The following is a 25351-nucleotide window of genomic DNA, read 5'->3' on the forward strand; positions in this document are numbered from 1 at the left end:
TTGGGCAGGCGGTTTCTCCGGATTGGAGGGGGCCCGCCGCCTATGAAGCGGGCCGCCCCGGAACCATGGGAGAGTCCGGGGCGGCGTCGGGGTGTTGTGGCCGGTCAGGGGGCGACGGCAACGTCGAAGATGTGGATGCCTCCGTTGGACGGCAGCACCACGAAGTCGATCTGCCGGGCCGGGTCGAGGGGAACGGAGTGGGCGAAGACACGGTAGGCGATGCCCGCGTTCCCGTACCCGTTCGGTGTGTTGCGGCCGTCGGTCGACTTCACGAGCGTCGCCCCGTGGGCATCGGCAGGGGCGAACGACCAGTTGGGGAAGCCGAAGGTTCCGGTGGTGGTGGTGCCGTCCTTGTAGTAGACGGTGGCGTTGCCCACGGCGTCACCGACACCCGAACCGAGGAAGACGAGCTTGCTGCCCGCACCCGCAAGGGTGATCGCCTGGCCGCCGGCGGTCGCGTTGTCCCTGGTCCCGGCCGCGACGTCGGGCCAGGTCAGTTCCGCGCCCAGGGCGTTGACGCGCGCGCCGGGAGTGAGCCCGACCGCGGCCAGTTTCTGGGCGGAGAAGCTGTTGCCCTCGCCGTCGTAGTCTCCCGGTGCGGTGTCGGACTCGTCGGTGATCGCCACGTTGTTGAACGCGGCGGCCAGATTCGGCAGCGGGGTGCCGCTGCGCTCCGACCGGGTACCCATGGCCGAGCCCCGGCCGTCCCCGCCGCTGTAGGTGGCGGTCGCCGTGAACGTACGCACCGTGAATCCACCGCGCCGTTCGGGCACCTGGATCCGGAACTCGGTTTCCGCGGCAGCGCCCTTGGCGAGGGACCCGTCCACGCTCCGGACGGAGGGCTGTACGGCCCATCCGACCGGCCCGGCGAAGGAGACCTTCAGTGAACGCATCCGCTCCGGGCCGGCGTTCTTGACGGTGACCTTCACGGTCGAGATGGCGGGGCCGTCGAGGTCGACGGCGGAGATGCTCACTTCGGTTCTCGCTGCGGGTTCGTCCGAGGCGGCCGCAGGGATTCCCGCGAACGCCTGCCCGGAGGTGAGGGCGAGGGCCGCCGCCACGGCCATGGCTCTGAGAGTGGTGATCAGTCCGACTGGTCTCACTGTCCGCTCCTTCGGAAGAGATGCCTGAACTGAACGGGGAAGTCCGCGGACGTCGTCAGCCGACCGGGGGCATGTCGGTCATGCGCGAGTCCAGACCCATCCGCAGATTGACCCAGGAACCCCGCGTGAAGTCGGGTACGGCGACCGGACGGCCGCCCGCTGCCAGAGACTTGACGCTCAGCGGAACGGGCGCGCACCACGAGGCCGAGTCGTAGACGTCGATGTCGGGGACGAGCCCCGCGCGCATCAGCTGGACGGTGCGCCACTGCAGGACGTAGTCCATCCCGCCGTGGCCGCCGTTGTTCGCCGCGTCGTCACCGATCTTCTTCCACAGCCAGTGGTCGAACTCCTTGCGGTAGGTGTCGAAGTCACGCCAGGAGTGGCCGCCGTGGTCCGGTTCCACATAGATGCGTCCGCCGGTCGTCGAGGTGCCCGCGTAGTCCTCGAATATGCCGCGGGTGCCGGCCAGGCTGTTGATCCGGCTGTAGGGGCGGGGCGAGCTCACGTCGTGCTCGGCCCTGATGACGCGACCCTTGGCCGTGTCGATGAGGCAGGTGACGAGGTCACCGTTGATGTAGGTCTCCTGCCAGGACGGATGCGACTCCGGGACGAAACGCTCCCGGTAGTCGGCCAGCCCCTTGGGCTCGGTGGCGGTGGCACGCAGTACGGTCATCCGGTCGCCGCGGTTGATGTCCATGGCGGCGGCGACCGGGGCGAGACCGTGCATGGCGTAGAACGACGCGGTGCTGCGGGTGTGCCACCGTCGGCGCCAGGCGTCGGTGTAGTAGGTGTCGGAGAACAGCAGGGCGCGCAGGTCGTGCAGATAGCCGCCGTGCCCGTTGGTGACATCGCCGAAGAGTCCTTCGTGCGCCATCTTGAGCATGGCGAGCTCGTTGCGGCCGTAGCTGCAGTTCTCCGAGAGCATCAGATGACGGCGGGTCCGCTCGCAGGTGTCGACGAGGTCCCACAGCTCATCGAGCCCGGTGGCTATGGGCAGTTCGACGACGACGTGCTTGCCCGCGAGCAGCGCGGCCTTCCCTTGCTGGTAGTGGAACTCCCAGGGCGTGGCGATGTAGACGACGTCGATGTCGTCGCGCTTCAGCATCTGCGCGAAGGAGTCGTCCGAGCCGCCGTACTCCGCGGGTCGCGGTTTGCCGATGGCGACCAGGCGGTCTGCGGTGCGCTTGGCACGCTCGGCACGGATGTCGCAGACGGCGGTGACGGTGCAGCCCGGCACGACGGCCCAGCCCTCGCTCATACCGTGGCCCCGGTTGCCCAGACCGATGACACCGACGCGGACCGTCCGGTGGACGTCGAACGGCATACCGATCACGGACTTCTGGCCCGGCCTGCGCCGGGGCGTGACGGCCTCCGGCACGGCGGAGCCGTCGGCCGTCGCCGCGGCGACGCTCCCGGCGGCGCCCAACCCGGCCGCGGCCGCGCCTGTGGCGAGGGCTCCACCCAGGAGCAAGCGACGTGAGACTGCGGGCAGTTCAGACATGGGGCATCGCTCCTCGGACGGGTGCGGGATCCGGCGGGGACGACTTTGGCGGGACCGCCACGAGGATGTCAATAGATGTTCGCAAGTCCCTGGTTTCAAACAAAAACAAGCATTCCGCTGCCGCAGATGAGCACAGTGGGCGCCACTCGCACGCGATGAGCTCGGGCGCCCGGCATTGCGGCACGCAGCCGCGCAGCCGCACAGCCGACGCTTACGGACACACGGCGCCAGGCACACGCGTCCGACGGATCAGTGGCCCCGGCTCACCTGCGCCCGACGCACTTCAGGCAGCACCGAGGGCATCACGCGTCGCGGCCGTCATCGCCACGGACCCCCGGAGGTACGGTCGCTTGCCACGGGCTCCTGCTCGATGGCAAGTTCCGTGTCCAGGGAGTCAGGCACCTCGGCCAGCCCATGGCGTAGAGGTCCGAGACCAGCCTTCCCGATGCGGGTGGGTGCCGCACAGCAGATCAGGCCCGGTGCTGATCTCTCAGCACCGGGCCTGACCTGGTGTTTCACTGTCGGGGTGGCGGGATTTGAACCCACGACCTCTTCGTCCCGAACGAAGCGCGCTGCCAAGCTGCGCTACACCCCGATGTCATCCGCTCTCGCGGCGACGTCGTTTACTTTAGCCCACGCGCGCCCGGAGACGAAATCCGGTTTTTGCGGGTCGCCGGCGGGTCCCGGGCAGCTCGCCCGTGGACCTTCGCCGGGCGCCCCAGCAGGTCATTCGTGGGGTGTCAGGGTCAGCAGGGTCGCCTCCGGGGGGCAGGCGAAGCGGACCGGGGTGTAGCGGTTGGTGCCGCAGCCGGCCGAGACATGGAGGTAGGAGGTGCGGCCCGCGGCTTCGTGGGTGGAGAGGCCCCTGGCGCGGTCGGTGTCGAGGTCGCAGTTGGTGACCAGGGCGCCGTAGAAGGGGATGCGGAGCTGGCCGCCGTGGGTGTGGCCGGCCAGGATCAGGGGGTAGCCGTCGGCGGTGAAGGCGTCGAGGGTGCGGATGTACGGGGCGTGGACGACGGCGAGGGAGAGGTCGGCGTCGTGTTCGGGGCCGCCGGCGACCGCGTCGTAGCGGTCGCGCTTGATGTGGGGGTCGTCCAGGCCGGTGAAGGCCAGTTCGAGGGAGTCGAGCTTCAGCCGGCCGCGCGCGTTGCCGAGGTTCACCCAGCCCGCCGCGTCGAAGGCGTCGCGCAGTTCCTCCCACGGGTTGTGGACGACGCCGACCGCGGGCGCGTTGCCGTTGAGGCCGTGGCGGCCCTGGGCCTTCTCGAAGAGATAGCGGGCGGGGTTGCGCAGCTTGGGGCCGTAGTAGTCGTTGGAGCCGAAGACGTAGACGCCGGGGAAGTCGAGGAGCGGGCCCAGCGCGTCGAGGGTCTCGGGCACGCCTTTGGGGTCCGACAGGTTGTCGCCGGTGTTGACGACGAAGTCGGGGCGCAGGCCCGCCAGCGACTGCAGCCAGGCGCGCTTCTTGCGCTGGCCGCTGACCATGTGGATGTCGGAGACCTGGAGGACGCGCAGCGGGCGCATCCCGCGTGGCAGGACGGGGACCGTCAGCCGGCGGAGCCGGAACGAGCGGGCTTCGAATCCCGCGGCGTAGACGAGACCGGCGGCGCCGACTGCTGCGACACCGGCCGTGATTTTGAGGGGGACCCCGTAGCCCCGGTGGGTTCCGCGCATGCGCTTATCGTCGCAGACGCGCCCGTGTGGTCGTGCGGCCCGTCCCCGTCGAGCGTGGCCGCGGGTGCCTCCCGGAAGGGGAGCAGCAGGAGCAGGCAGAACGAGATCCATACGTATGCGTTGCTGCCCAGGAAGCCGGGCGCGCCCCCGTCGTTCCACCGCCACAGCCACACGATGCTGCTGCACAGCAGGGCGTAGCTCAGCCCGGCCCAGAACAGCAGCCGCTTGCGCTGCTCCCCGCCGGGGGCGGCGCGCAGGCCGGAGTCGGCGAGCACCGCGAGCGCCGGGATGAGCCAGACCAGGTGGTGCACCCAGGTGACAGGGCTGACGAGGCACGCGGCGATGCCGGTGAGCGCGAAGCCGGCCAGTTCGTCGCCGGCGGCGACGGCGCGCCGGGCCCGCCAGGCCCACAGGGACAGCAGGATCAGTACGCCGATGGCCCACACCGCGCGGCTGGGCTCGGCGGCGGGCTCGGTGAGCCGGGCGAGCAGGCCCTGCCAGGACTGGTTGGAGACGTAGGCGAGCGAACCGACGCGGTCCGTGTTCCACATCGCCTCGGTCCAGTACGTACGGGACGCCTCCTGGTCCGCCCAGGCGGCGATCACGGTGGCGGCGCCGGCGACGGACGTGGCGAGGGCGGCGGCCTTGCGCCGCCCGGTGACCAGCAGATAGACGATGAAGATCGCCGGGGTGAGCTTGATCGCGGCGGCGAGGCCGATGCCGAGGCCCGCCAGCCGGTCCAGGCGCCGTGCCCGTGCGGTGGCCGAGGTCAGCAGCCAGGCGTCGGAGAGGACGAGCGCGAGCAGGAGCAGGTTGACCTGGCCGAAGCTCGCCGTGTCCCGCACGGGCTCCAGCCAGGCGAAGAGGCAGCCGAGCACGGCGTACGCGAACCAGCGGGTCCAGCGCTCCCGGCGGATCGTCGTGTCGGCACAGATATAGAGGATGGCGGCCGCGGCCACGATGTTCAGCAGTTGGCTGATCGCTATCGCGCTGTACCAGCCGACCACCGCCATGGGCAGCATGACGACCGCGGCGAAGGGCGGGTAGGTGAAGCCGTAGTGCGTGCCCGGCTTCAGGTAGTCGTAGATCCGGCCGCCGTCCGTCCAGTAGTCGACGGTGCCGTAGTAGACGTGCAGGTCGAACCAGTTGCGGTGGAGCGGCACGAAGATCAGGAAGGCCGTGACCGCTGTCGCGAGTCCGGTGGCCACGGAGAACCGGCCGAGAGCAGTGGTCGGTGGCCTCACGCGGGACTCCCCAGTGGTTCCGTACGGCCGCGGCCCGAGGAACCACGTGCGCTGAACTGATGGACGAACAACAGTACGACCAATGCGGCCGCGCCGCCGCCCACGGCGAGCAGCAGCTGCGTCCCGTCCGGGGCGAAGCCGCTGGGCAGCACCGCGAGGGCGAGCGCCCCGCTGGCCACGGCCGCGGCGCGGCGTAGCCGTATCGAGCCGTTCGGTGCCGCGGCGGCGATCAGGAACAGGCCCCAGAGAACGTACCAAGGACGGATCGCCGGTCCGAGGAGAGCGACTGCGGTCAGGCTCAGACCGAGCGCGTAGACCGGGCGGCGTAGGTGGTGCCGCCGCCAAAAGGCGATCATGGCCAGCACCGTAGCCGCGATACCGGCCGTGTGCCAGGCGGGAATCGCGAATTCCGCAAGGCTGCTCCCCGCGCTCGTCAGCGCCGCGCCCGTCATCCGGCCGAGTGACGAGGTCAGCGACCAGTTCTCCGGTGACACGGGGGTGTCGAGCGCCGCTATCCAGCCGTAGCCGGTGCCGGTGACGGCGGTCGTCGCGGCCGTCGTCGCCGCGGCCGTGCCGGCCACGGCGAGGGCGGCACGCAGCCGGGGCAGCCTGCCGTTCATCCGCCGGCCCCAGAGCAGCGCCACGGCGAGCAGACCGAGCGCGGCAGGGGCCTTCACCAGCGCGGCCAGCGTGACGAGCACGGCGCCCGCCACCGGCCAGCGGCCCAGCGCGGCGACCAGGCCCGCGCCCAACAGCCCCAGCATCACCGCGTCGTTGTGGGCGCCGGCCACCAGGTGCAGCAGCAGGAGCGGGTTCAGCGCGCCGAGCCAGAGCGCGGTGCGCGGGTCGGCGCCGCAGCGCCGCGCCAGCCGCGGCAGGCAGAACACCATCAGCGCGACCCCGGCCAGCGCGACCAGCCGCATGCCGATGACGCCCGTGAGCACCTCCGTCCGCGCGAAGCCCGCTATCGCCGCCGCGCAGGCCAGGAAGACCGGGCCGTACGGGGTGGGGGTGTGCTGCCAGAGCGGCGCGACCTCGTAGGTCAGCGGGCCGCCGAGGCGGGACGGGCCGTGCGCGTACACATCCATCTGCGCCTCGACCATCGCGCCCTGGGCGAGATAGCTGTACACGTCACGGCTGAACAGCGGCGGCGCGACGAGCAGCGGCGCCGCCCAGAGCGCGAGCGTGAGCAGCAGCGTGCGGGGCGTCGGCGGCTCGGGACCGCGGATGGCGCGGCCGAGCAGCGCCCAGGCCGCGATCAGCAGGACCAGGCCGAAGTACGCGCCGGCCAGCCCGAGCGCGGCCGCGCCGGAGCGTGGCGCGAGCACGTCCCGTACGGGTACGGCCCCGACGGCCACCCCGCAGGCGGCGAGCACCGCCGAGCCGACCACTCCCAGCAGCTGGACGTGGCGGGTGGCCGTGGGGACGCGGAGGATGACCGGCATGCGGGCAGGCTGTCAACGGACGATGGACGGCAGCCGACGTGTATCCCACTCCGGAACGGCCACGATGTGTCCGGCGCCTTACGAGCGGAGGGCTTCCGAGGTCGGCCGCGGTCCGGCGCGTGTCCGGCCTGTGTGGGCGTGGGCCCGGTTGCGGTTCTGGTTGCGTGTCCGGGGCGGGCGGGTGTGGGCTCGGTTGCGGGTCTGGTTGCGTGTCCGGGCGGACGCGGCGGCGCGCGGGCCACGCACTGGGCGGGCAGGTGTGGGCTCGGCTGCGGGGCCGGGTTGTGCGTCCGAGGCGGGTGGGCCCGGAGGCGGGTCTGCGGGCCGGGTTGGGCGTCCGGCGTAGGCGGGTGTGGCCCTGCTGCGTGTCCGGTGCGGATGGGGCTGGGCCCGGCTGTGGATCCGGTCGCGTGTCCGGCGTGAGCCGGGCGCGGGTCCGTCGCCGGGCCGTGCCGGTCCGAGTGGGGCCCGGGGGGCCTCCCCGGGGCCTCAGGCCCCGCCGCGGTCCGGCCCGGACGCGGTCCGGCCCGGACGCGGTCCGGCCCGGACGTGGTGTGGTCGCGCGGCGGACGAAATGCGTGGGCGGCGCACGCCGCGTACCTGCCACAATCGGGACCATGACCACGCTCAAGACCAAGCTGCACGAAGACCTCACCGAGGCGATCAGGGCGCGTGACGAGCTGCGCTCCTCGACGCTCCGGCTGACCCTCGCCGCGATCAGCAAGGAGGAGGTCGCGGGCAAGCAGGCGCGCGAACTCTCCGACGACGAGGTGCAGAAGGTGATCGCCAAGGAGGCGAAGAAGCGCCGCGAGGCGGCCGATGCCTTCACCCAGGGCGGCCGCGGCGAGCAGGCCGAGCGGGAGAAGGCGGAGGGCGAGATCCTCGACGCCTATCTGCCGAAGCAGCTGTCGGACGCCGAGTTGGAGGCGATCGTGGCCCAGGCCGTCGAGGAGGCCCGCGCGGCAGGCGCCGAGGGCCCGCGCGCGATGGGTGCGGTCATGAAGATCGTCAACCCGAAGGTCGCGGGACGCGCCGAGGGCGGCCGGGTCGCCGCGGCGGTGAAGAAGCTCCTCGCCGGCTGAGCCCGGCGCCGTGGCCGCCGCGCAGGCGCGCCACTCGGGCCCCGGGCCCCGGGCCCCGGGCCCCGGGCCCCGGCGGAGTCGTACCGCCTGCGCATTACGACGCGCCTGCGCACCACGACGAGTGCCGGCCACGTGAGAAGTCACGTGGCCGGCACTCGTTCGTCTGCGCCCCCGCCCAGCGGGGCCCGGCTGCGTCAGTTGCGTCCGCCCGGACCCGCGTTGGTGCCGCCGCCGTCGGTCTTGCCGCCGTCCGCACCGCCGATGAAGCCCGGCGGGAAGGAGACGCCGGGGAAGGGCTCACCGCCGGGGCCGTTGTCACCGCCGCCGTTGTCACCACCGCGGTTGTCGCCGGGCTTTTCCTCGTCCTCCTCGTCCTTCTCCTTGTCGCTCGCGCCACGCGGCACGTCGACGTAGTTGAAGGAGGGCGTCTCGGATGCCTCCAGCGCCCCGGTCATCGCGATCTTCCAGATCGGTCCCGGGAGGCAGCCGCCACAGACCTTGTCGTAGTACTGGCCGCCGATGGTGATGTTGTACATCGACGCCTTCTCGCCGATGTCGTCACCGACCCACACCGCCGTGGACAGATTGGGGGTGTAGCCGACGAACCAGGCGTCCTTGCGGTCGTTCGTCGTACCCGTCTTGCCCGCGTTGTCCCGATCGCTGAGACCGGCCCTGGTGCCCGTGCCGTCCTCGACGACACCCTTCAGCATCTGGTTGATCGAGTCCGCGGTGCGCTCGCTCATCGCCTGCGAGCAGGACGACTTCGGCACCGGGAGGCTCTTGCCGTCCGCGGCGGTGATGGACGTGACGGCGATCGGGGTGCAGTACGTACCGCGGTTGGCGAACGTGGCGTACGTCGCCGCCATCGAGAGCGGAGTGCTCTCCTCACCGCCGAGCGTGATCGACGGGTTCTCGCCGAGCTTCGCGCCGTCGCCTCGCTCGTAGCCCATGGACTTCGCCATCTCGACCGTCTCGCAGAGCCCGGTCATCTGCTCCAGCTTCGCGAAGTAGGTGTTGATGGACTTGCCGAGCGCGGCCGTCATGTCCCAGCTGCCGGCCTCCTCCTCCATCTCGTTCTGCAGGTCCCAGGTGCCGGAGCCGGCCGGGGAGCCCGAGCAGTTGGTGAAGGACCTCATCGGGAGCTGGAGCTTCCAGCCGCTGGAGAAGGACTGCGCCGGGGTGATGCCCTTCTCCAGCGCCGCGGCGGCCGTGATCGGCTTGAACGTCGACCCGACCTGGAAGCCGTAGGTCGTGCCGCCCATCTTCTTCTCGACGGCGAGGTTGAGCACCGTCTCGTGCTTCTTCTGGTCCAGTCCGTACGGGCGGGACTGCCCCATCGACAGGATCTTCCCGGTGCCGGGCTCGACCTGCACCACCGACGCCGCGACCTTGTCGTCCTTGTTGACGTGCGAGGTGGCGGCCTCGTTGGCGGCCTCCTGGGCGCGCGGGTCGAGCGTGGTCCTGATCGTGAGGCCGCCCAGGTTCCACAGCTTCTGGCGCTCCTCCTCCGTCTTCCCGAAGGCGGGATCGTTGAGGATGGTCTTGCGCACGTAGTCGCAGAAGAAGCCGGCGCCGTCGACGGCCGTGATGCAGCCGTTCTTGGGCTTGCTGACGTTCAGCTTGATCGGCTTGGCCTTCGCCGCGTCGGCCTCGGCCTGTGAGACGTACTTCACGTCGGCCATGCGCTGGAGGACGACATTGCGCCGCAGGGTCGCCTGGTGCGCGTCGTTCACCGGCTCGAAGTCGCTCGGCGACTGGACGATGCCGGCCAGCAGCGCCGACTCCTCCAGGTTCAGGTCCTTCGCGGACTTGGAGAAGTAGCGCTTGGCCGCCGCCTCGACGCCGTACGCCTGCTGGCCGAAGAAGGTGATGTTGAGGTAGTTCTCGAGGATCTTCTTCTTCCCGAGCTCCTCCTCCACCTGGATCGCGAACTTGAGCTCGCGGACCTTGCGGCCGAGGGTCTGCTGGGTGGCCTGGGCGACCTTGTCGGGGTCGTCGCCGGCCTCCTCGACGAAGACGTTCTTCACGTACTGCTGCGTGAGGGTGGACGCTCCCTGGGTGACGCCGCCCTCCTGCGCGTTCCGGTTGAGGGCGCGGAGCACGCCCTTGAGGTCGACGGCCCCGTGCTCGTAGAAGCGCGCGTCCTCGATCGCGACGATCGCCTTCTGCATGTACGGCGAGATGTCCTTGAGCGGGACGACCGTACGGTCACGGGAGTAGACCGTGGCGATCTGGCCGCCCTCGGCGTCCAGGATCGTGGTGCGCTGACTGAGAGGGGGCGTCTTGAGGTTGGCCGGGATCTCGTCGAACCCCTCGACCGTCCCCTTGGCTGCGAGCCCCAGCGCCCCGGCGGCGGGCAGGGCGATGCCCGCCAGCACCGCTCCGGAGAGCACGCTGACACCGAGGAACTTGGCGGCCTGCTGGGTCCCGGTCAGGCCTCCGCCCGAGCGCTTGTTTGCCATGGAGGCAGCCTAATCCGTTGCCGACGGCCTTCCGATGGAGCAGGTGCTCCTCGGGAGGTTCGGTCACCAAGCCGTGACATCCGCGGGGTGGAACGGGGTCGAGCGGGGTCGAGCGGGGTCGAGCAGGGTGGAACGAGGCGGGACGGGTTCCGGGCGCGGCGACTCCCGGCGGCTCTCGGCGACGTTCGCATTCGCCGGACAGACGGACAGGCGTTGGCCTAAGCTGCTCCCAACTGTCACAGCAGTGCCGTTGCGCATCACGTCCCCGTAGCACTTCGTAGCACTTCGCAACGCCCCGAACCACCCCCGCAGCACCGCGAACCACTCCCCGAGGACTCCGAGGCGGCCACCTCCCCCACCGCCTCGCCCAACTGATCCGAATTGTCGGATTCATTACGTATGTCCTCACCTCACTCCCCTGGGTGATCTGCCGCGTACGCATAGTCCGTTCGGGCCATTCAAGATTGGGCCCGAAGGGGGTGTTGCGCTGTGCCCACCTTCCGTAACGTCCTCAACTGGCAGCGGTGAATATGCCGCTGCCGCCGTGGGGGAGCCTCGATTCGGGAGAGGACGGCGCCGGCATGGGCTGGGTAACCGACTGGAGTGCGCAGGCAGCCTGCCGCACTACCGATCCGGATGAACTGTTCGTACAAGGAGCGGCGCAGAACAGGGCCAAGGCGGTGTGCACCGGATGCCCGGTGCGGACCGAGTGCCTGGCCGACGCGCTCGACAACCGTGTCGAGTTCGGCGTATGGGGTGGCATGACCGAGCGGGAGCGGCGCGCGTTGCTGCGCAGGCGTCCCACCGTCACCTCCTGGCGCCGGCTGCTCGAGACCGCGCGTACCGAGTACGAGCGGAGCGCGGGCATCCTGCCCGTGGGCCTGGACGACGACGAGACATACGAGACGTACGCGGCCGTCGGATAGCGGGCATCGGACAACCGACGCCGCCCCACACGGCCCGGGCGGGCCGCGTGGGTAAGGCACGACGTGTCCGTGCAGGCACGTGCGTACGGGCCTGTCCTTGTTGCGTCGTACTGCCGCTGCGTCGTACTGCCGTGCGCGCCGCCGGGTTGTGCGGTCGCGTTGCGCGGTCGGCTGGGCTACGCGGGTCGGCCGGGCTACGCGGTTACGCAGCTCCGGCCGGGTCACCGCCGGTCGCGAGCCGCTCGCCGATGGCGCGCAGTCCCGCGAGGTCGTGCACATCGCCCGGCAGGGCGGCGACTTCGGCCACCGCCACCTCGGGGTGGAGCGCGGTGAAGCGGTCGCGCGTGCGCTGTTCGCGCGCGAGCACCTGCATCCGCTCGGCATGCAGCCGGAGCAGCCCCGCGGTCAGCTGCGCGGTCGGCGGCGCCGACGGGGCAGAGGGGTCTGCCGGGTCTGCCGGGGCGTTTTCAGGGGCCGACTCCACGGCGGGAGAGGGGTCCGTGGAGTCACGAAGACCAGCCTTCCCGGCCTCCTGATCCACAATGCCGCCTTCGTCAAGATTTTCCGCGGCCGCAAGCGCCCGCTCGGCCGACAGCCGGGCGGCGCCGCTGTCATGGACCCGGTTGAGCACCAGCCCGGCCAGCGGCATCTCCTCCGCGGCCAGCCGCTCCACGAAGTACGCCGCCTCGCGCAGCGCGTCCCGCTCCGGGGCGGCCACCACAAGGAACGCGGTGCCCGGCGCCTGCAACAGCCGGTAGGTGGCGTCCGCGCGGGTGCGGAACCCGCCGAACATCGTGTCCATCGCGGCCACGAAGGTCTGTACGTCACGCAGCAGCTGACCGCCCAGCAGCTTCCCGAGCGTGCCGGTCATCATCGACATACCGACATTCAGGAACTTCATCCCGGCCCGGCCGCCCATCTTCGCCGGAGCCATCAGCAGCTTGATGAACTTGCCGTCCAGGAACGACCCCAGCCGCTTCGGCGCGTCGAGGAAGTCCAGGGCCGAGCGGGACGGGGGAGTGTCCACGACGATGAGGTCCCACTCGTCGCGCGCCCGCAGCTGCCCCAGCTTCTCCATCGCCATGTACTCCTGCGTGCCCGCGAAACCGGCCGACAGGGACTGGTAGAAGGGGTTGTCCAGAATGGCCCGGGCCCGCGCCGGGTCCGCGTGCGCCTCGACGATCTCGTCGAAGGTGCGCTTCATGTCGAGCATCATGGCGTGCAGCTCGCCGTCGCCCTTGATGCCGTCGACACGGCGGGGTGTGTTGTCGAGCAGGTCGATGCCCATCGACTGGGCCAGCCTGCGCGCCGGATCGATGGTCAGGACGACCGCCTTGCGGCCGCGCTCCGCCGCCCGTACGCCCAGGGCGGCCGCGGTCGTCGTCTTGCCGACCCCGCCGGCGCCGCAGCACACGATGATGCGGGTGCCCGGGTCGTCGAGCAGCACGTCGATGTCGAGCAGCGGCGTGTCCTGGAGGGCGATGCCGTGCGTGATGCCTTGTGTCGCTGTGGGCGGCGTCATGCGTAGTCCGTTCTCCCCGTGTACGTCTGCACGCTCACGTCTCCCCGTTCACGCCGAGCTTCCGCAGCTCGGTCGCCAGCTGGTACAGCCCGGCCAGATCGACACCCTCGCTCAGCAGGGGCAGCTCGTACGTCGGCAGCTCGAGCCCGGCGAGCACTTCGCGCTGCTCGCGCTCCAGCTCGACGCGCTGCGCGTGCTCGGCGGCCTGCTCCAGCAGCGGGCCGACGAGCCGGGCCGCGCCGCTGACGCCCGCCGCCGTGAGCGACTTGGCGATGTCCTTGCGGCGGCTCGTGGTCGCCGCCGTCCGCACGGCCTCCTCGTCGAGGATGTGCGGCCGCACCATGTTGACGATCACATTGCCCGCGGGGAGGTCGGCGGCGCGGAGCTCGTCGACGCCGTCCGCGGTCTCCTGGACCGGCATCTCCTCCAGCAGGGTCACGAAGTGCACCGCGGTCTCGGCGGACTTGAGGACCCGCATCACCGCCTGTGCCTGATTGTGTATCGGGCCGATCTTCGCCAGGCCCGCCACCTCGTCGTTGACGTTCAGGAAGCGGGTGATGCGGCCGGTGGGCGGGGCGTCCATGACGACGTAGTCGTACGCGTACGCACCCTGCTTGTCGCGGCGGCGCACGGCCTCGCAGGCCTTGCCGGTCAGCAGGACGTCGCGGACTCCGGGGGCGATGGTCGTGGCGAAGTCGATGGCGCCGAGCTTCTTGAGCGCCCGGCCGGCCGAGCCCAGCTTGTAGAACATCTGGAGGTAGTCGAGGAGGGCTCGTTCGGCGTCGATGGCCAGGGCGAACACCTCGCCGCCGCCCGGGGCGACGGCGATCTTCCGCTCCTCGTACGGCAGCGCCTCCGTCTCGAAGAGCTGTGCGATGCCTTGCCTGCCTTCGACCTCGACGAGGAGCGTGCGCTTCCCCTCGGTCGCGAGGGCGAGCGCGAGTGCCGCGGCGACCGTCGTCTTACCGGTCCCGCCCTTGCCGCTGACGACCTGGAGCCTGCTCACGTCTTCGAGCCTAACCAGTCGGCCCGTGGGCTACGCACGAGGCTGCCGCCGGGTGCGGCTACAGTCGGCTCCATGACCAAGTGGGAATACGCGACCGTGCCCCTTCTCGTGCACGCGACCAAGCAGATTCTGGACACCTGGGGCGAGGACGGCTGGGAGCTCGTCCAGGTCGTCCCCGGGCCGAACAACCCCGAGCAGCTCGTGGCCTACCTCAAGCGGGAGAAGTCGTGAGCGGCGTTGTCGAGGCGAAGCTCGCCGAGCTCGGCCTGACGCTGCCGGAGGTCGTACCGCCGCTGGCCGCGTACCAGCCGGCCGTGCAGTCCGGTCCGTACGTCTACACCTCGGGCCAGCTGCCGATGGTGGAGGGCAAGCTTCCGGTCACCGGCAAGGTGGGCGGCGAAGTGACCGCGGAGGAGGCCAAGGAGCTGGCCGCCACGTGCGCGCTGAACGCCCTGGCGGCCGTGAAGTCCGTCGCCGGTGACCTGGACCGGGTCGCCCGGGTCGTGAAGGTCGTCGGATTCGTCGCCTCCGCCCCCGACTTCACCGGCCAGCCGGGCGTCATCAACGGCGCGAGCGAGCTGCTCGGCGCGGTGCTCGGCGACAAGGGTGTGCACGCGCGCAGCGCGGTGGGCGTCGCGGTCCTGCCGCTGGACGCCCCGGTGGAGGTCGAGGTCCAGGTGGAGCTCGTCCAGGACTGAGCCGGACCGCCGGTCGGTCAGTATCCACCGGTAGATACCGGATACGTGTGCGGCCCCGCACCCCGCTTCCATGGCGGGGCGGGGCCGCACCGGTGTTCCCGGCGTCTCCGGGCGTCTCCGTGGGCCCCGGGCGTCTCCGTGGGGCTCCGGGCGTCCCCGGCGCCCCTCGAACATCCGCGCGCGAACGCATAGCATCCGCCCATGTCCAATGGTCAGTGGTACCCACCGGAATGGCCCGACCGGATCCGCGCGCTCGCCGCCGGTGAGCTCACCGCCGTCACCCCCAGGCGGGCGGCGACCGTGATGCTCCTCAAGGACACCCCGGAGGGCCCCGCGGTCCACATGCTGCGCCGCCGCGCCTCCATGGCCTTCGCCGGAGGCGCGTACGTCTACCCCGGCGGCGGTGTGGACGAGCGCGACTCCCGCCCCGTGCGGTGGGCGGGCCCCGCACTGGCCGAGTGGACCGTCCGGCTCGGCGTCGACGACGAGGCGGCCGCGCAGGCCATCGTGTGCGCGGCGGTCCGCGAGACGTACGAGGAGGCGGGCGTCCTGCTCGCGGGCGAGACCGCGGACTCGGTGGTCGGGGACACGACGGGCGACGACTGGGAGGCGGACCGGGCGGCGCTGGTCGACCGGGAGCTGTCGTTCGCCGAGTTCCTCGACCGCCGCGGGCTGGTGCTGCGGTCGGACCTCCTGGGCGCGTGGGCCCGCTGGATCACACCGGAGTTCGAGCCGCGCCGCTTCGACACCTGGTTCTTCGTCGCTGCGCTCCCGGAGGGGCAGCGGACCCGTAACGCCTCGACGGAGGCCGACCGCACCGTGTGGATCCGTCCCGCGGACGCCGCGGCCGGCTACGACAAGGGCGAGCTGCTGATGATGCCGCCCACGATCGCCACGCTGCGGGCGCTGGGACGGTACGAAGCCGCGGCCGATGCCCTCGCGGCCGCTCGGGACCAGGACCTCACGCCGATCCTCGCTCAGGCACGCTTGGAGGAGGGACGGCTGGTGCTGAGCTGGCCCGGCCACGACGAGTTCACCAAGCACATCCCGACAGGGAACATCCCGGCAGGACAGAGCCCTGCGGGAGACACCCCAGCGGGAGAAGGCTCTGTGGGAGACAGCCCTGCGGGAGGCAGCCCAACGGGCCCGGCGGAACCGACGGGAGGCGCCCGATGAGCAGTGCGTCGGCCCTCCCCGGCCAGCCGCGCGGTGTCGTCGCCTCCGGTCCCGCCACGGCGCGGACGGTCAACGTCCTCGCCCCCAACCCGTCCGCGATGACCCTGGACGGCACCAACACGTGGATCGTCGCCGAGCCGGACTCCGAGCTCGCCGTCGTCATCGACCCCGGCCCGCTGGACGACACCCACCTCCGGAACGTCATGGCGACCGCGGAGCAGGCCGGCAAGCGCGTGGCGCTCACCCTGCTCACGCACGGACACCCGGACCACGCCGAGGGGGCGGGCCGGTTCGCCGAACTGACCGGCACGAAGGTCCGCGCGCTCGACCCGGCGCTGCGCCTCGGCGACGAAGGGCTCGCGGCGGGCGATGTGATCCGTACCGGCGGCCTGGAGCTGCGGGTCGTCGCCACGCCCGGCCACACCGCCGACTCGCTCTGCTTCCACCTGCCCGCCGACCGCGCCGTACTGACCGGAGACACGATCCTCGGGCGCGGCACGACCGTCGTCGCGCACCCGGACGGGCGCCTCGGCGACTATCTCGACTCGCTGCGGCGGCTGCGCTCGCTCGCCGTCGACGACGGGGTGCACACGGTCCTCCCCGGCCACGGCCCCGTTCTGGAGGACGCCCAGGGCGCCGTCGAGTTCTACCTCGCCCATCGAGCGAACCGCCTCGCCCAGGTCGAGACGGCCGTCGAGAACGGTCACCGCACGGCCGCCGACGTCGTGGCCCATGTGTACGCCGACGTGGACAGGTCGCTGTGGCCGGCCGCGGAGCTGTCGGTGCGGGCCCAGTTGGAGTACTTGCGGGAGCACGGCCTGATCTAGGCCGTGTCCCGTGTGTCCCGTGTGCGGTGTGTCCTGTCCCGTGTCTTCGAAGGACTTGCCGTACGAAGGGGGCCGCCCCGGCACATGGCCGGGGCGGCCCCCTTCTACGCGTACTGCCGGCGCCCGGCCGGACTCCGGACTAGCGGGAACGCTTCGCGAGGCGCTCCACGTCGAGCAGGATCACGGCGCGAGCCTCGAGCCGCAGCCAGCCGCGCTGCGCGAAGTCGGCGAGTGCCTTGTTCACCGTCTCGCGGGAGGCGCCGACGAGCTGGGCGAGCTCCTCCTGCGTCAGGTCGTGGACGACGTGGATGCCCTCCTCGGACTGCACGCCGAAGCGGCGCGACAGGTCGAGGAGCGCGCGGGCGACTCGGCCCGGGACGTCGGAGAAGACCAGGTCGGACATCTGGTCGTTGGTCTTGCGGAGCCGGCGGGCGACGGCGCGCAGCAGGGCCGTGGCCACCTCCGGGCGCGCGTTCAGCCAGGGCTGCAGGTCGCCGTGGCCCAGACCGAGGAGCTTGACCTCGGTGAGGGCGGTGGCGGTGGCCGTGCGCGGGCCGGGGTCGAAGAGCGAGAGCTCACCGATCAGCTCGCCCGGGCCGAGCACCGCCAGCATGTTCTCGCGGCCGTCGGGGGAGGTGCGGTGAAGCTTGACCTTGCCCTCGGTGACCACGTAGAGGCGGTCGCCGGGGTCGCCCTCGTGGAAGAGAGCGTCGCCGCGGGCGAGCGTCGCTTCACTCATCGAGGCGCGGAGCTCCGCGGCCTGCTCGTCATCGAGCGCCGCGAAGAGTGGGGCGCGCCGCAGAACGTCGTCCACGAATTCTCTCCTTGTCGACCTGCTCAGGGGACGGTGGTCCCCATGATGCCGCACAGCAAAACAGTGCGATCGATCACAAGGCTCCAACACAAGTTTGACGCACCGGCGTGTCCGGTTGTGCCCCAGGTGCTGATTCGGGTGGCGATCGGCCGTGCCCGGGGCGGATGTCGGTGGTGGCCCTTAGGCTGGCCGGGTGTCCAATTCGCCGGTGGGAGTGCAGGCCAAGGGGGCCGGAACTATGTCAGGGGAGCGGAATTCCGCTGTGGGCGAACAGGGTTCTCGCGTGCCGACAAAGACGGCAAAAGGGACAAGTCGGAAGCCTGCTGGCGTTGCTGCGAAGTCGGCGCCCGTGAAGGCCTCGAAGCCTTCGAGGCCTTCGGTGAAGACGGTGAAAGCGGCGAAAGCGGCAACGGAAACGAAGGCGGCGGCGAAGGCGGCGAGGGTGGCAAAGACGGCAAAGGCTGCGAAGCCGTCGAAGCCGTCGAAGCCGGAGTCGAGGCTGGCGATGGTGCGCCGCGCCCGCCGGATAAACCGTGAGCTGGCGGAGGTCTATCCGTACGCCCACCCGGAGCTCGACTTCCGGAACCCGTTCCAGCTGCTCGTCGCGACGGTCCTGTCCGCCCAGACGACCGACCTGCGGGTCAATCAGACGACCCCCGCGCTCTTCGCGAAGTACCCGACCCCCGAGGACATGGCCGCCGCCGTCCCCGAGGAGCTGGAGGAGGTCATCCGGCCCACCGGCTTCTTCCGCGCAAAGACGAAGTCGCTGATCGGCCTCTCCACGGCCCTCCGCGACAGCTTCGGCGGCGAGGTGCCGGGCCGCCTTGAGGACCTGGTCACGCTTCCCGGAGTGGGCCGCAAGACCGCCTTCGTGGTGCTCGGCAACGCGTTCGGGGTGCCCGGGATCACCGTGGACACCCACTTCATGCGGCTCGCCCGCCGCTGGAAGTGGACGGAGCAGGACGACCCGGTCAAGATCGAGGCCGAGGTCGCCGAGATCTTCCCCAAGAGCGAGTGGACGATGCTCTCGCATCGTGTGATCTTCCACGGCCGCCGCATCTGCCACGCCCGCAAGCCCGCCTGCGGCGCCTGCCCGATCACCCACCTCTGTCCTTCGTACGGCGAGGGTGAGACGGACCCGGAGAAGGCGAAGAAGCTGCTCAAGTACGAGATGGGCGGCTATCCGGGCCAGCGGCTCAACCCGCCGCCGGACTACCCGGGCAAGCCGGCACCGCCCCTGGGCGCTTCATGACGGGTCCACGGCGGGCCGGCTCGGAAGGCGAGGCCGGTACGGGGGCCGACATGGGCGGCGACAGGTCCGGCCGCAGGGCCGACGGCGGCAAGGCCGGCGAAAAGGGTGGAGACGCAGCCGAGGGAGCGGGCGGGGGAGCGGGCCGGAACGATCCCGGTCACCGAACGCGTTGGACACGACGGGGGTGCCCATGACACGCACGGACGAGATGTACGACGGCGAGCTGGCCGTGACGAGCGACGGCCTGCCCGACTGGCTCGCGCCGGTCGACCGGGCCGCGAGGACCGTCGAGCCGCAGCAGCTCAGCCGGTTCCTGCCGCCCGAGAGCGGCGGCCGGCAGTCCGCCGTGCTCATCCTCTTCGGGGACGGCCCCCAAGGTCCCGACCTGCTGCTCATGGAGCGGGCCAGCAGCCTCCGCTCCCATGCCGGCCAGCCGTCCTTCCCCGGTGGAGCCCTCGACCCCGAGGACGGCGATCCCGCCACCACCGGCCCGCTGCGCGCCGCCCTCCGCGAGGCCCAGGAAGAGACCGGGCTGGACCCGGCGGGCGTCCAGATCTTCGGCGTCCTGCCCCGCCTCTACATCCCGGTGAGCAGCTTCGTCGTCACCCCGGTCCTCGGCTGGTGGCGTGCGCGCAGCCCGGTCGGCGTCGTCGACCCGGCCGAGACCGCCCGTGTCTTCCCGGTGCCCGTGGCGGATCTCACGGACCCGGCCAACCGTGCGACGGCCGTCCACCCGAGCGGGCACCACGGTCCTGCCTTCCTTGTCGGATCTGCCCTGGTCTGGGGTTTTACCGCCGGTGTGATCGACCGCATCCTGCACTTCGCCGGCTGGGAGCGCCCATGGGACCGGGGCAGGCAGGTCCCACTCGACTGGCGCACATGAGACCGTTGCCCAGGTGCAACCCCGGGACCACCCGTCCCCCGGGTCCCCGACCCCCCGCCGGACGGAGTGCCGGACGACGAATCTGCGAGGCTATTGACGGTGAACGTGCTGGACATCCTGCTGCTGGTCGCCGCCGTGTGGTTCGCGATCGTCGGGTATCGCCAGGGGTTCGTCGTCGGCATCCTGTCGGTGACCGGTTTCCTCGGCGGCGGACTGGTGGCGATCTATCTGCTCCCGCCGCTCTGGGACCAGCTGACCGATGAGGCCGAGGTCTCCACGACCGCGGCGATAGTCGGCGTCGTGATCGTGATCGTCTTCGCCTCCGTCGGCCAGGCATTCACCACCCACCTGGGCAACAAGCTCCGCCGGTACATCACGTGGTCGCCCGCCCGCGCCCTCGACGCCACGGGCGGTGCCCTGGTCAACGTCGTCGCGATGCTGCTCGTGGCCTGGCTGATCGGCTCCGCCCTCGCCGGCACGTCCCTGCCGACGCTCGGCAAGGAGGTCCGCAGCTCCAAGGTGCTCCTCGGGGTCTCCCGGGTGATGCCCGCCCAGGCGTCCACCTGGTTCACCGACTTCTCCGCGGTCCTCGCGCAGAACGGCCTCCCGCAGGTCTTCAGCCCGTTCGCCAACGAGCCCATCACCGAGGTCCGGGCCCCCGATCCGGCTCTGGTGAACAGCCCCGTCGCGGACCGCGCCCAGCGCTCCATCGTCAAGGTCGTCGGCACGGCCCCGAGCTGCAACAAGGTCCTCGAAGGCACCGGCTTCGTCTTCGCCGAGCGCCGCGTCATGACCAACGCGCACGTCGTCGGCGGCGTCGACGAGCCGACCGTCCAGATAGGCGGCAAGGGCAGGCTGTACGACGCGAAGGTCGTCCTCTACGACTGGCAGCGCGACATCGCCGTGCTCGACGTCCCGGAGCTCGACGCACCGGTGCTGCGGTTCACCGAGACCGACGCCCGGACGGGCGACAGCGCGATCGTCGCCGGCTTCCCGGAGAACGGCGCGTACGACGTCCGCTCCGCGCGAGTCCGCGGCCGTATCGACGCCAACGGCCCCGACATCTACCGCCACGGTGAGGTGCGCCGCGATGTGTACTCGCTGTTCGCGACGGTCCGCCAGGGCAACTCCGGCGGCCCGCTGCTCACCACGGACGGCGAGGTGTACGGAGTGATCTTCGCCCGTTCGCTCGACGACGCCAGCACCGGCTATGCGCTGACCGCCGACGAGATCCGTGGCGACATCAGGCTCGGTGTCACGGCCAATCAGCAGGTCGACAGCCAGAGCTGCGCGCTGTGAGCGAACGACGCGGGGCGCTCAGCCCCGCGTATGGCGCAGTCGCGCCGAGACCCAGCGCGCCCGGCGGCGGAGGATACGGGAAATCCCGAGCCGGGGATCGTGGCCCTGTGCCTGCGGGCCGCCCCTCTCGTGGCTGATCGGCGCGGAGGCCGAGCGGGAGTTGCGTGCTGTGTCACCGTAGTCGTGCGTCCAGCCCATACCCCGACGTGTGCCCGTGCCCCAAGGTCGGTAACCTCATCGGGGCCCGCCAATTGGCCTATGCGCCGGGCAATACCCGTTCGCGGAACGCCCGTTCGCCCATCGGTCCGGTTCGGGCTCTTTGAGCCGGTTGTCACCGGTCGGGTTCGGGGTCCTTGAGCCAGTTGACGAGCTCGTTGGAGAACGCCACCGGATCCTCCTCATGGGGGAAGTGGCCGAGCCCGTCGAAGAGGCGCCAGCGGTACGGGGCTTCCACGTACTCGCCGGAGCCCGCCGCGCTGCGGGTGCGCATCGCCGGGTCGAGGGAGCCGTGCAGATGGAGCGTCGGCACCCGGACGGGGCGCTTCATACGGCGGTTGAACTGGATGCCGTCCGGACGGGCCATCGACCGCACCATCCACCGGTACGGCTCGACCGAGCAGTGCGCGGTCGAGGGGATGCACATCGCCCGCCGGTACACCTCCACCGCGTTGTCCTCGGGAGGCCGCGGCCCCGACCACTCCCGGAGCAGCCTGCCCACCAGCGCCGCGTTGTCCGCGACCAGCTGACGCTCCGGCAGCCAGGGGCGCTGGAAGCCCCAGACGTACGAACCGGCCCGGCTCTGCGCGAAGTCGCCCAGCATCGAGGAGCGCCAGCGGCGCGGATGCGGCATCGAGGACACGACCAGCCGGCGCACCAGCTTGGGCCGCATCACGGCCGCCGTCCAGGCCAGGTACCCGCCCAGGTCGTGGCCGACGAGCGCCGCGTCCGGTTCGCCGAGGGACCGTACGACACCGGTGATGTCGAGCGCGAGGTTCGCGGGGTCGTAACCCCGCGGCGTACGGTCGCTGCCGCCTACGCCCCGCAGATCCATCGCCACCGCCCGGAACCCCGCATCCGCGAGCGCGGTCAGCTGATGGCGCCACGTCCACCAGAACTGCGGGAAGCCATGCAGCAGCAACACCAGCGGCCCGTCGCCCAGCTCGGCGATATGGAAGCGCGCACCATTGGCGGCCACGTCGCGATGGGTCCAGGGACCATCGATTCGTACGGGTCCGCCGCTTCCCGCGCCGTGTCCGCTGCCGGTGCCGTTGCCGTTGCCGCTGTCAGGGTCGGTCATGCAGATGAGCGTGCCACAACCGCGGCCGAGTCCTCGCTCTGGCGGGGATGCGGCTTGACGTTCTGCAGCACCGCCGCGGTCTGCTTGGCCGAGGCGATGGACCTCTCCGGCGGCTTGACCTTCTTGAACTTCATCACTGCGAGCAGCCCCAGCAGCGCCGCCAGCAGCACGAACGCACCGGCCACGATCAGGAACGACCAGGCGAGCCCGAGGCCCAGATTGTGGATGCCGTACGCGGCGGCGAAGCTGAACATCGGCACCGAGAACAACAGCAGGCCACCCGCGACGGCGCCGGCCACACCGCCCGTCACCCCGCGCTTGACGTCCTGCCGGATCTCCGCCTTGGCCAGCGCGATCTCGTCGTGCACCAGCGCGGACATCTCGGCCGTCGCCGTCGCCACCAGCTGCCCGACCGTCCTGTCGGGTCCGGTCAGCCGGACCGGTCCGACCGTGTCGCCTGCCGTTTCGGTGGCGCTGACGGTGCCGGCCGCGCCCTTGCCGGGGTCGCTCATCGCTGACTCCCTCGTCTCTGCTTCGGATCCGTTGTCAGATCATGCCGGACTGTCACGCATTCTGCGTTGTCCGTGCCCTTGTGCTGCCTGCCCCAGACGTGCCGCGGGGTGGTGACGGTGGTCGTTACCGGTCGCCCTTGGGGGCCTCGGACGACCCTTGGACGAGCTTGGACGGCCCACAGACGGCCCGGCTCGGCTGCCGAAGTCCGCTCGACGGCTGATCGGCATCCTCTCAGGGGCAGCGGTTTCCTCCCTGAATCCGTGGCCTGCTCCAATCGGCGGAGCCGGCAGAGGACCGAGCCGCCGTGTTGCGGACCGCCGCGTTCGCCCGTGAACGTTCTCGCCGGCATGGGTCCGCGCCGAGGTGGCCCGGATTTCTGCTGTGCCCGCTCCGGCGGGCCCTCACTGCGCTAGCGTCAAGTCCGTGATCATTTGGCTCAATGGCACCCACGGCGCAGGCAAGACGACGACCAGTGCACTCGTGCAGCAGTTGATCCCGGATTCGCGGGTGTTCGATGCCGAGAAGGTCGGCGAGACACTCATGGACATCACGCCGGGGCTGCCCAGGACGGACAACTTCCAGCACTGGCCGCCGTGGCGGCCGCTCGTGGTCGAGACCGCCCGCCGTGTGCTCGACTACACCGGTGGCACTCTGGTGATGCCCATGACCGTCCTGGTCGAGCAGTACTGGCGCGAGATCAGTGCGGGCCTCGCCCAGCACACCATTCCGGTGCGGCACTTCGTCCTCCACGCCGACCAGGACACCCTCCGCGGGCGCATCGAGGGGGACACCGTTCTCGGCCCCTCCCCATTCCGTCTCCAATACCTTGAGCCCTACGCCGAGGCGGCCCGCACGTGGCTGCACGGTGAGGCCGAGGTCGTCGACACCACGCACCTCACGCCCGCCCAGGCCGCCCTGCAGATCGCAGAGGCCATCAGGAGCTGAGGTCCGCCGCTACTCCGGACTGTCGCCCTCACCGCGCGACGCCCCCGCGAGTTCCGCCTTGCGGCGGTGCTCGGCGGCCTTCCGCTCGTAGATCGCGGCCATGCGCAGGTGGTACTCCGGGTTGTCCTGCTCGTAGATGTCGGGGATGCCGTCGAGGTCCTCGTCGCGCTCCTCCTCCTCGCACAGCGTCTGGTACGTGCGCACCCGGCGCTTGAGCAGCGCTGCGGAGAACACCGCGGCGATCAGCGACCCCATCAGGACCGCGGCCTTGACCTCACCCATCAGAGCGGCGTCGCCCTCGAAGGCGAGCTCGCCGATGAGGAGCGAAACGGTGAAGCCGATACCGGCGAGTGCCGCCACGGCGAACACGTCCGGCCAGGCCAGATCCTCGTTGAGTTCGGCTCTGGTGAAGCGCGCGGTGAGCCAGGTGCCGCCGAAGATGCCGATCGCCTTGCCGACCACCAGGCCGAGGACGACGCCCAGCGTCTCGGGCTTGCTGAAGACATCGTGCAGGGCGTTGCCGGAGACGCTCACCCCGGCCGAGAACAGGGCGAACAGCGGCACCGCGAGACCGGCCGAGACGGGTCGTACGAGGTGCTCGATGTGCTCACCGGGAGAGTGCTCCTCGCCCTCCTTGTGGTGGCAGCGCAGCATCAGGCCCATCGCGACACCGGCGATGGTGGCGTGGACGCCGCTGTTGTACATCAGGCCCCAGATGACGAGGGCCAGCGGTATGTACACGTACCAGCCGCGCACGCCCTTGCGCAGGAGCAGCCAGAAGACGCCGAGGCCGACGACCGCGCCGCCGAGGGCGGCGAAGTTCAGGTGGTCGGTGAAGAAGATGGCGATGATCAGGATCGCGAAGAGGTCGTCGACGACGGCGAGGGTGAGCAGGAAGGCCCGGATCGACGACGGCAGGGATGTGCCGATGACCGCGAGAACGGCGAGCGCGAAGGCGATGTCGGTGGCGGTGGGCACGGCCCAGCCGGCCATGGAGCCGCCGCCGACGGCGTTGACGACCGTGTAGACGATCGCGGGTGCGGCCATGCCGCAGATGGCGGCGACGACCGGGAGCGCCGCGGCCTTGGGGTCCCGTAGTTCGCCCGCGACCAGCTCACGCTTGAGCTCGATACCGGCGACGAAGAAGAAGATGGCGAGCAGTCCGTCGGCCGCCCAGTGCTGGAGGGAGAGGTCCAGGCCGAGGGCGGCAGGGCCTATGTGGAAGTCGCGTACGGCTTCGTAGCTGCCGCCCAGCGCGTTCGCCCAGAGGAGCGCGATGACCGCGGCCACGAGCAGCAGAACACCGCCGACGGTCTCGGCGCGGAGCGCGTCCGCCACGAAGGTCCGCTCGGGGAGCGAGAGACGTCCGAGGAACTTGCGCGGGGTTTCGGTGGGCGCGGCCACGAGTGGACCTCCGGTCGGGTGGGCATGACTGAGCACTTGCCGACCAGACTTCCCGGCACACCTAGGTTTTCTTGTCGCATCGCTGATGCGTTCGTTACTTTACCTAAGAACATGCCTGGGTGTACAACCGGTGCATCTCTGGCGATCGTCACGATAGACGCAAAAGGGGCACCCGGCGCGTTGCTTCCGGGTGCCCCTGTGCGCGGTGCTACGAGGACCGTTCTCCGAGGTCAGCCTCCCGCTGGGGGCGGTCCGCCCGTGGTCGGTGCGCGCGGGCG

The 25351-nt window shown here is 70.9% G+C and carries 23 protein-coding genes and 1 tRNA gene; 10 read left to right on the top strand and 14 right to left on the bottom strand.

The genetic code is table 11. From position 1 onward, the window contains the following. Positions 1-104: 104 nt before the first annotated feature. The 6 genes from KK483_RS19595 to mptB all read right to left on the bottom strand — a co-directional run bounded on the left by KK483_RS19595 (position 105) and on the right by mptB (position 6967). Complete coding sequence (locus KK483_RS19595; RefSeq protein ID WP_262006511.1) at positions 105-1103, bottom strand: NEW3 domain-containing protein; 999 nt, start codon at positions 1101-1103, stop codon at positions 105-107. 55 nt (positions 1104-1158) lie between these two features. Then, the gene (locus tag KK483_RS19600; protein ID WP_262006512.1) at positions 1159-2604 is read right to left on the bottom strand and encodes a Gfo/Idh/MocA family protein; all 1446 of its coding nucleotides are present in this window, start codon (positions 2602-2604) and stop codon (positions 1159-1161) included. Positions 2605-3125: 521 nt separating this feature from the next. Continuing rightward, a tRNA-Pro gene (locus tag KK483_RS19605) sits at positions 3126-3199 on the bottom strand. Between the two features lie 131 nt (positions 3200-3330). Next, positions 3331-4239, bottom strand: a complete 909-nt coding sequence (locus tag KK483_RS19610; protein WP_262009603.1) for a metallophosphoesterase — start codon at positions 4237-4239, stop codon at positions 3331-3333. Next, positions 4152-5522 carry a glycosyltransferase 87 family protein gene (locus tag KK483_RS19615; RefSeq protein ID WP_262006513.1) on the bottom strand — a complete coding sequence of 457 codons (1371 nt, stop codon included), beginning with the start codon at positions 5520-5522 and terminating at the stop codon, positions 4152-4154. Before KK483_RS19615 ends, KK483_RS19610 begins: the two co-directional genes overlap by 88 nt. Next, the gene (gene mptB, locus KK483_RS19620; protein ID WP_262006514.1) at positions 5519-6967 is read right to left on the bottom strand and encodes a polyprenol phosphomannose-dependent alpha 1,6 mannosyltransferase MptB; all 1449 of its coding nucleotides are present in this window, start codon (positions 6965-6967) and stop codon (positions 5519-5521) included. Before mptB ends, KK483_RS19615 begins: the two co-directional genes overlap by 4 nt. A gap of 617 nt (positions 6968-7584) precedes the next feature. On the opposite strand from mptB, the gene KK483_RS19625 reads away from it, so the two are divergent. Continuing rightward, positions 7585-8049 (top strand): GatB/YqeY domain-containing protein, encoded by a 465-nt coding sequence (locus KK483_RS19625; RefSeq protein WP_262006515.1) that lies wholly within the window; start codon positions 7585-7587, stop codon positions 8047-8049. A 194-nt stretch (positions 8050-8243) separates the two neighbouring features. On the opposite strand, the gene KK483_RS19630 is transcribed toward KK483_RS19625, so the two are convergent. Further along, entirely contained in the window at positions 8244-10511 is a 2268-nt protein-coding gene (locus tag KK483_RS19630; protein ID WP_262006516.1) for a transglycosylase domain-containing protein, read from the bottom strand. 581 nt (positions 10512-11092) lie between these two features. On the opposite strand from KK483_RS19630, the gene KK483_RS19635 reads away from it, so the two are divergent. After that, positions 11093-11437: a WhiB family transcriptional regulator gene (locus tag KK483_RS19635; RefSeq protein WP_177149633.1), complete on the top strand. Its 345-nt coding sequence runs from the start codon at positions 11093-11095 to the stop codon at positions 11435-11437. A gap of 202 nt (positions 11438-11639) precedes the next feature. On the opposite strand, the gene KK483_RS19640 is transcribed toward KK483_RS19635, so the two are convergent. Next, positions 11640-12959 (bottom strand): ArsA family ATPase, encoded by a 1320-nt coding sequence (locus tag KK483_RS19640; RefSeq protein ID WP_262006517.1) that lies wholly within the window; start codon positions 12957-12959, stop codon positions 11640-11642. A 34-nt stretch (positions 12960-12993) separates the two neighbouring features. Next, positions 12994-13965 (bottom strand): ArsA-related P-loop ATPase, encoded by a 972-nt coding sequence (locus KK483_RS19645; RefSeq protein WP_262006518.1) that lies wholly within the window; start codon positions 13963-13965, stop codon positions 12994-12996. Between the two features lie 72 nt (positions 13966-14037). Between KK483_RS19645 and KK483_RS19650 the strand changes: the two genes are divergently transcribed. The 4 genes from KK483_RS19650 (at position 14038) to KK483_RS19665 (ending at position 16666) form a co-directional block, all read left to right on the top strand. Beyond that, the gene (locus tag KK483_RS19650) at positions 14038-14196 is read left to right on the top strand and encodes a DUF4177 domain-containing protein (RefSeq protein ID WP_017947820.1); all 159 of its coding nucleotides are present in this window, start codon (positions 14038-14040) and stop codon (positions 14194-14196) included. Further along, the gene (locus KK483_RS19655; protein ID WP_262006519.1) at positions 14193-14663 is read left to right on the top strand and encodes a RidA family protein; all 471 of its coding nucleotides are present in this window, start codon (positions 14193-14195) and stop codon (positions 14661-14663) included. The genes KK483_RS19650 and KK483_RS19655 overlap by 4 nt, the downstream gene beginning before the upstream one ends. 201 nt (positions 14664-14864) lie before the next feature. Next, the gene (locus KK483_RS19660; RefSeq protein ID WP_262006521.1) at positions 14865-15839 is read left to right on the top strand and encodes an NUDIX hydrolase; all 975 of its coding nucleotides are present in this window, start codon (positions 14865-14867) and stop codon (positions 15837-15839) included. Next, positions 15836-16666 carry an MBL fold metallo-hydrolase gene (locus KK483_RS19665; protein WP_262006522.1) on the top strand — a complete coding sequence of 277 codons (831 nt, stop codon included), beginning with the start codon at positions 15836-15838 and terminating at the stop codon, positions 16664-16666. Before KK483_RS19660 ends, KK483_RS19665 begins: the two co-directional genes overlap by 4 nt. 139 nt (positions 16667-16805) lie before the next feature. Here the strand turns inward: KK483_RS19665 and KK483_RS19670 are convergent, their stop codons facing one another. Beyond that, complete coding sequence (locus KK483_RS19670) at positions 16806-17480, bottom strand: Crp/Fnr family transcriptional regulator (protein ID WP_015034542.1); 675 nt, start codon at positions 17478-17480, stop codon at positions 16806-16808. 238 nt (positions 17481-17718) lie between these two features. Here KK483_RS19670 and nth point away from each other — a divergent pair, with 238 nt between their 5' ends. The 3 genes from nth to KK483_RS19685 all read left to right on the top strand — a co-directional run bounded on the left by nth (position 17719) and on the right by KK483_RS19685 (position 20914). Continuing rightward, positions 17719-18732, top strand: coding sequence for an endonuclease III (gene nth, locus KK483_RS19675; protein ID WP_262009604.1), 1014 nt, complete (start codon positions 17719-17721; stop codon positions 18730-18732). Positions 18733-18922: 190 nt separating this feature from the next. Continuing rightward, positions 18923-19615: a CoA pyrophosphatase gene (locus KK483_RS19680; RefSeq protein WP_262006523.1), complete on the top strand. Its 693-nt coding sequence runs from the start codon at positions 18923-18925 to the stop codon at positions 19613-19615. A 99-nt stretch (positions 19616-19714) separates the two neighbouring features. Then, positions 19715-20914, top strand: a complete 1200-nt coding sequence (locus tag KK483_RS19685) for a MarP family serine protease (protein ID WP_262006524.1) — start codon at positions 19715-19717, stop codon at positions 20912-20914. 18 nt (positions 20915-20932) lie between these two features. Here KK483_RS19685 and KK483_RS19690 read toward each other — a convergent pair whose 3' ends face one another. The 3 genes from KK483_RS19690 to KK483_RS19700 form a co-directional block, all read right to left on the bottom strand. After that, the gene (locus tag KK483_RS19690; RefSeq protein ID WP_262006525.1) at positions 20933-21112 is read right to left on the bottom strand and encodes a hypothetical protein; all 180 of its coding nucleotides are present in this window, start codon (positions 21110-21112) and stop codon (positions 20933-20935) included. A 133-nt stretch (positions 21113-21245) separates the two neighbouring features. Continuing rightward, complete coding sequence (locus tag KK483_RS19695; protein ID WP_262006526.1) at positions 21246-22211, bottom strand: alpha/beta fold hydrolase; 966 nt, start codon at positions 22209-22211, stop codon at positions 21246-21248. Next, positions 22208-22723, bottom strand: coding sequence for a phage holin family protein (locus KK483_RS19700; protein WP_262006527.1), 516 nt, complete (start codon positions 22721-22723; stop codon positions 22208-22210). Before KK483_RS19700 ends, KK483_RS19695 begins: the two co-directional genes overlap by 4 nt. A gap of 424 nt (positions 22724-23147) precedes the next feature. Here KK483_RS19700 and KK483_RS19705 point away from each other — a divergent pair, with 424 nt between their 5' ends. Further along, positions 23148-23669: an AAA family ATPase gene (locus KK483_RS19705; RefSeq protein WP_262006528.1), complete on the top strand. Its 522-nt coding sequence runs from the start codon at positions 23148-23150 to the stop codon at positions 23667-23669. 9 nt (positions 23670-23678) lie between these two features. On the opposite strand, the gene nhaA is transcribed toward KK483_RS19705, so the two are convergent. Then, positions 23679-25073, bottom strand: a complete 1395-nt coding sequence (gene nhaA, locus KK483_RS19710) for a Na+/H+ antiporter NhaA (protein WP_262006529.1) — start codon at positions 25071-25073, stop codon at positions 23679-23681. Positions 25074-25351: the final 278 nt, after the last annotated feature.

Source organism: Streptomyces sp. FIT100, assembly GCF_024584805.1.
Classification (GTDB): domain Bacteria; phylum Actinomycetota; class Actinomycetes; order Streptomycetales; family Streptomycetaceae; genus Streptomyces.

Coding starts and splice junctions, on each gene's coding strand:
- KK483_RS19630 (WP_262006516.1), bottom strand. CDS start 10,511: ATGGCAAACAAGCGCTCGGGCGGAGGCCTGACCGGGACCCAGCAGGCC.
- KK483_RS19700 (WP_262006527.1), bottom strand. CDS start 22,723: ATGAGCGACCCCGGCAAGGGCGCGGCCGGCACCGTCAGCGCCACCGAA.
- KK483_RS19695 (WP_262006526.1), bottom strand. CDS start 22,211: ATGACCGACCCTGACAGCGGCAACGGCAACGGCACCGGCAGCGGACAC.
- nth (WP_262009604.1), top strand. CDS start 17,719: ATGTCAGGGGAGCGGAATTCCGCTGTGGGCGAACAGGGTTCTCGCGTG.
- KK483_RS19665 (WP_262006522.1), top strand. CDS start 15,836: ATGAGCAGTGCGTCGGCCCTCCCCGGCCAGCCGCGCGGTGTCGTCGCC.
- KK483_RS19650 (WP_017947820.1), top strand. CDS start 14,038: ATGACCAAGTGGGAATACGCGACCGTGCCCCTTCTCGTGCACGCGACC.
- KK483_RS19600 (WP_262006512.1), bottom strand. CDS start 2,604: ATGTCTGAACTGCCCGCAGTCTCACGTCGCTTGCTCCTGGGTGGAGCC.
- KK483_RS19625 (WP_262006515.1), top strand. CDS start 7,585: ATGACCACGCTCAAGACCAAGCTGCACGAAGACCTCACCGAGGCGATC.
- KK483_RS19680 (WP_262006523.1), top strand. CDS start 18,923: ATGACACGCACGGACGAGATGTACGACGGCGAGCTGGCCGTGACGAGC.
- KK483_RS19635 (WP_177149633.1), top strand. CDS start 11,093: ATGGGCTGGGTAACCGACTGGAGTGCGCAGGCAGCCTGCCGCACTACC.
- KK483_RS19640 (WP_262006517.1), bottom strand. CDS start 12,959: ATGACGCCGCCCACAGCGACACAAGGCATCACGCACGGCATCGCCCTC.
- KK483_RS19660 (WP_262006521.1), top strand. CDS start 14,865: ATGTCCAATGGTCAGTGGTACCCACCGGAATGGCCCGACCGGATCCGC.
- KK483_RS19690 (WP_262006525.1), bottom strand. CDS start 21,112: ATGGGCTGGACGCACGACTACGGTGACACAGCACGCAACTCCCGCTCG.
- mptB (WP_262006514.1), bottom strand. CDS start 6,967: ATGCCGGTCATCCTCCGCGTCCCCACGGCCACCCGCCACGTCCAGCTG.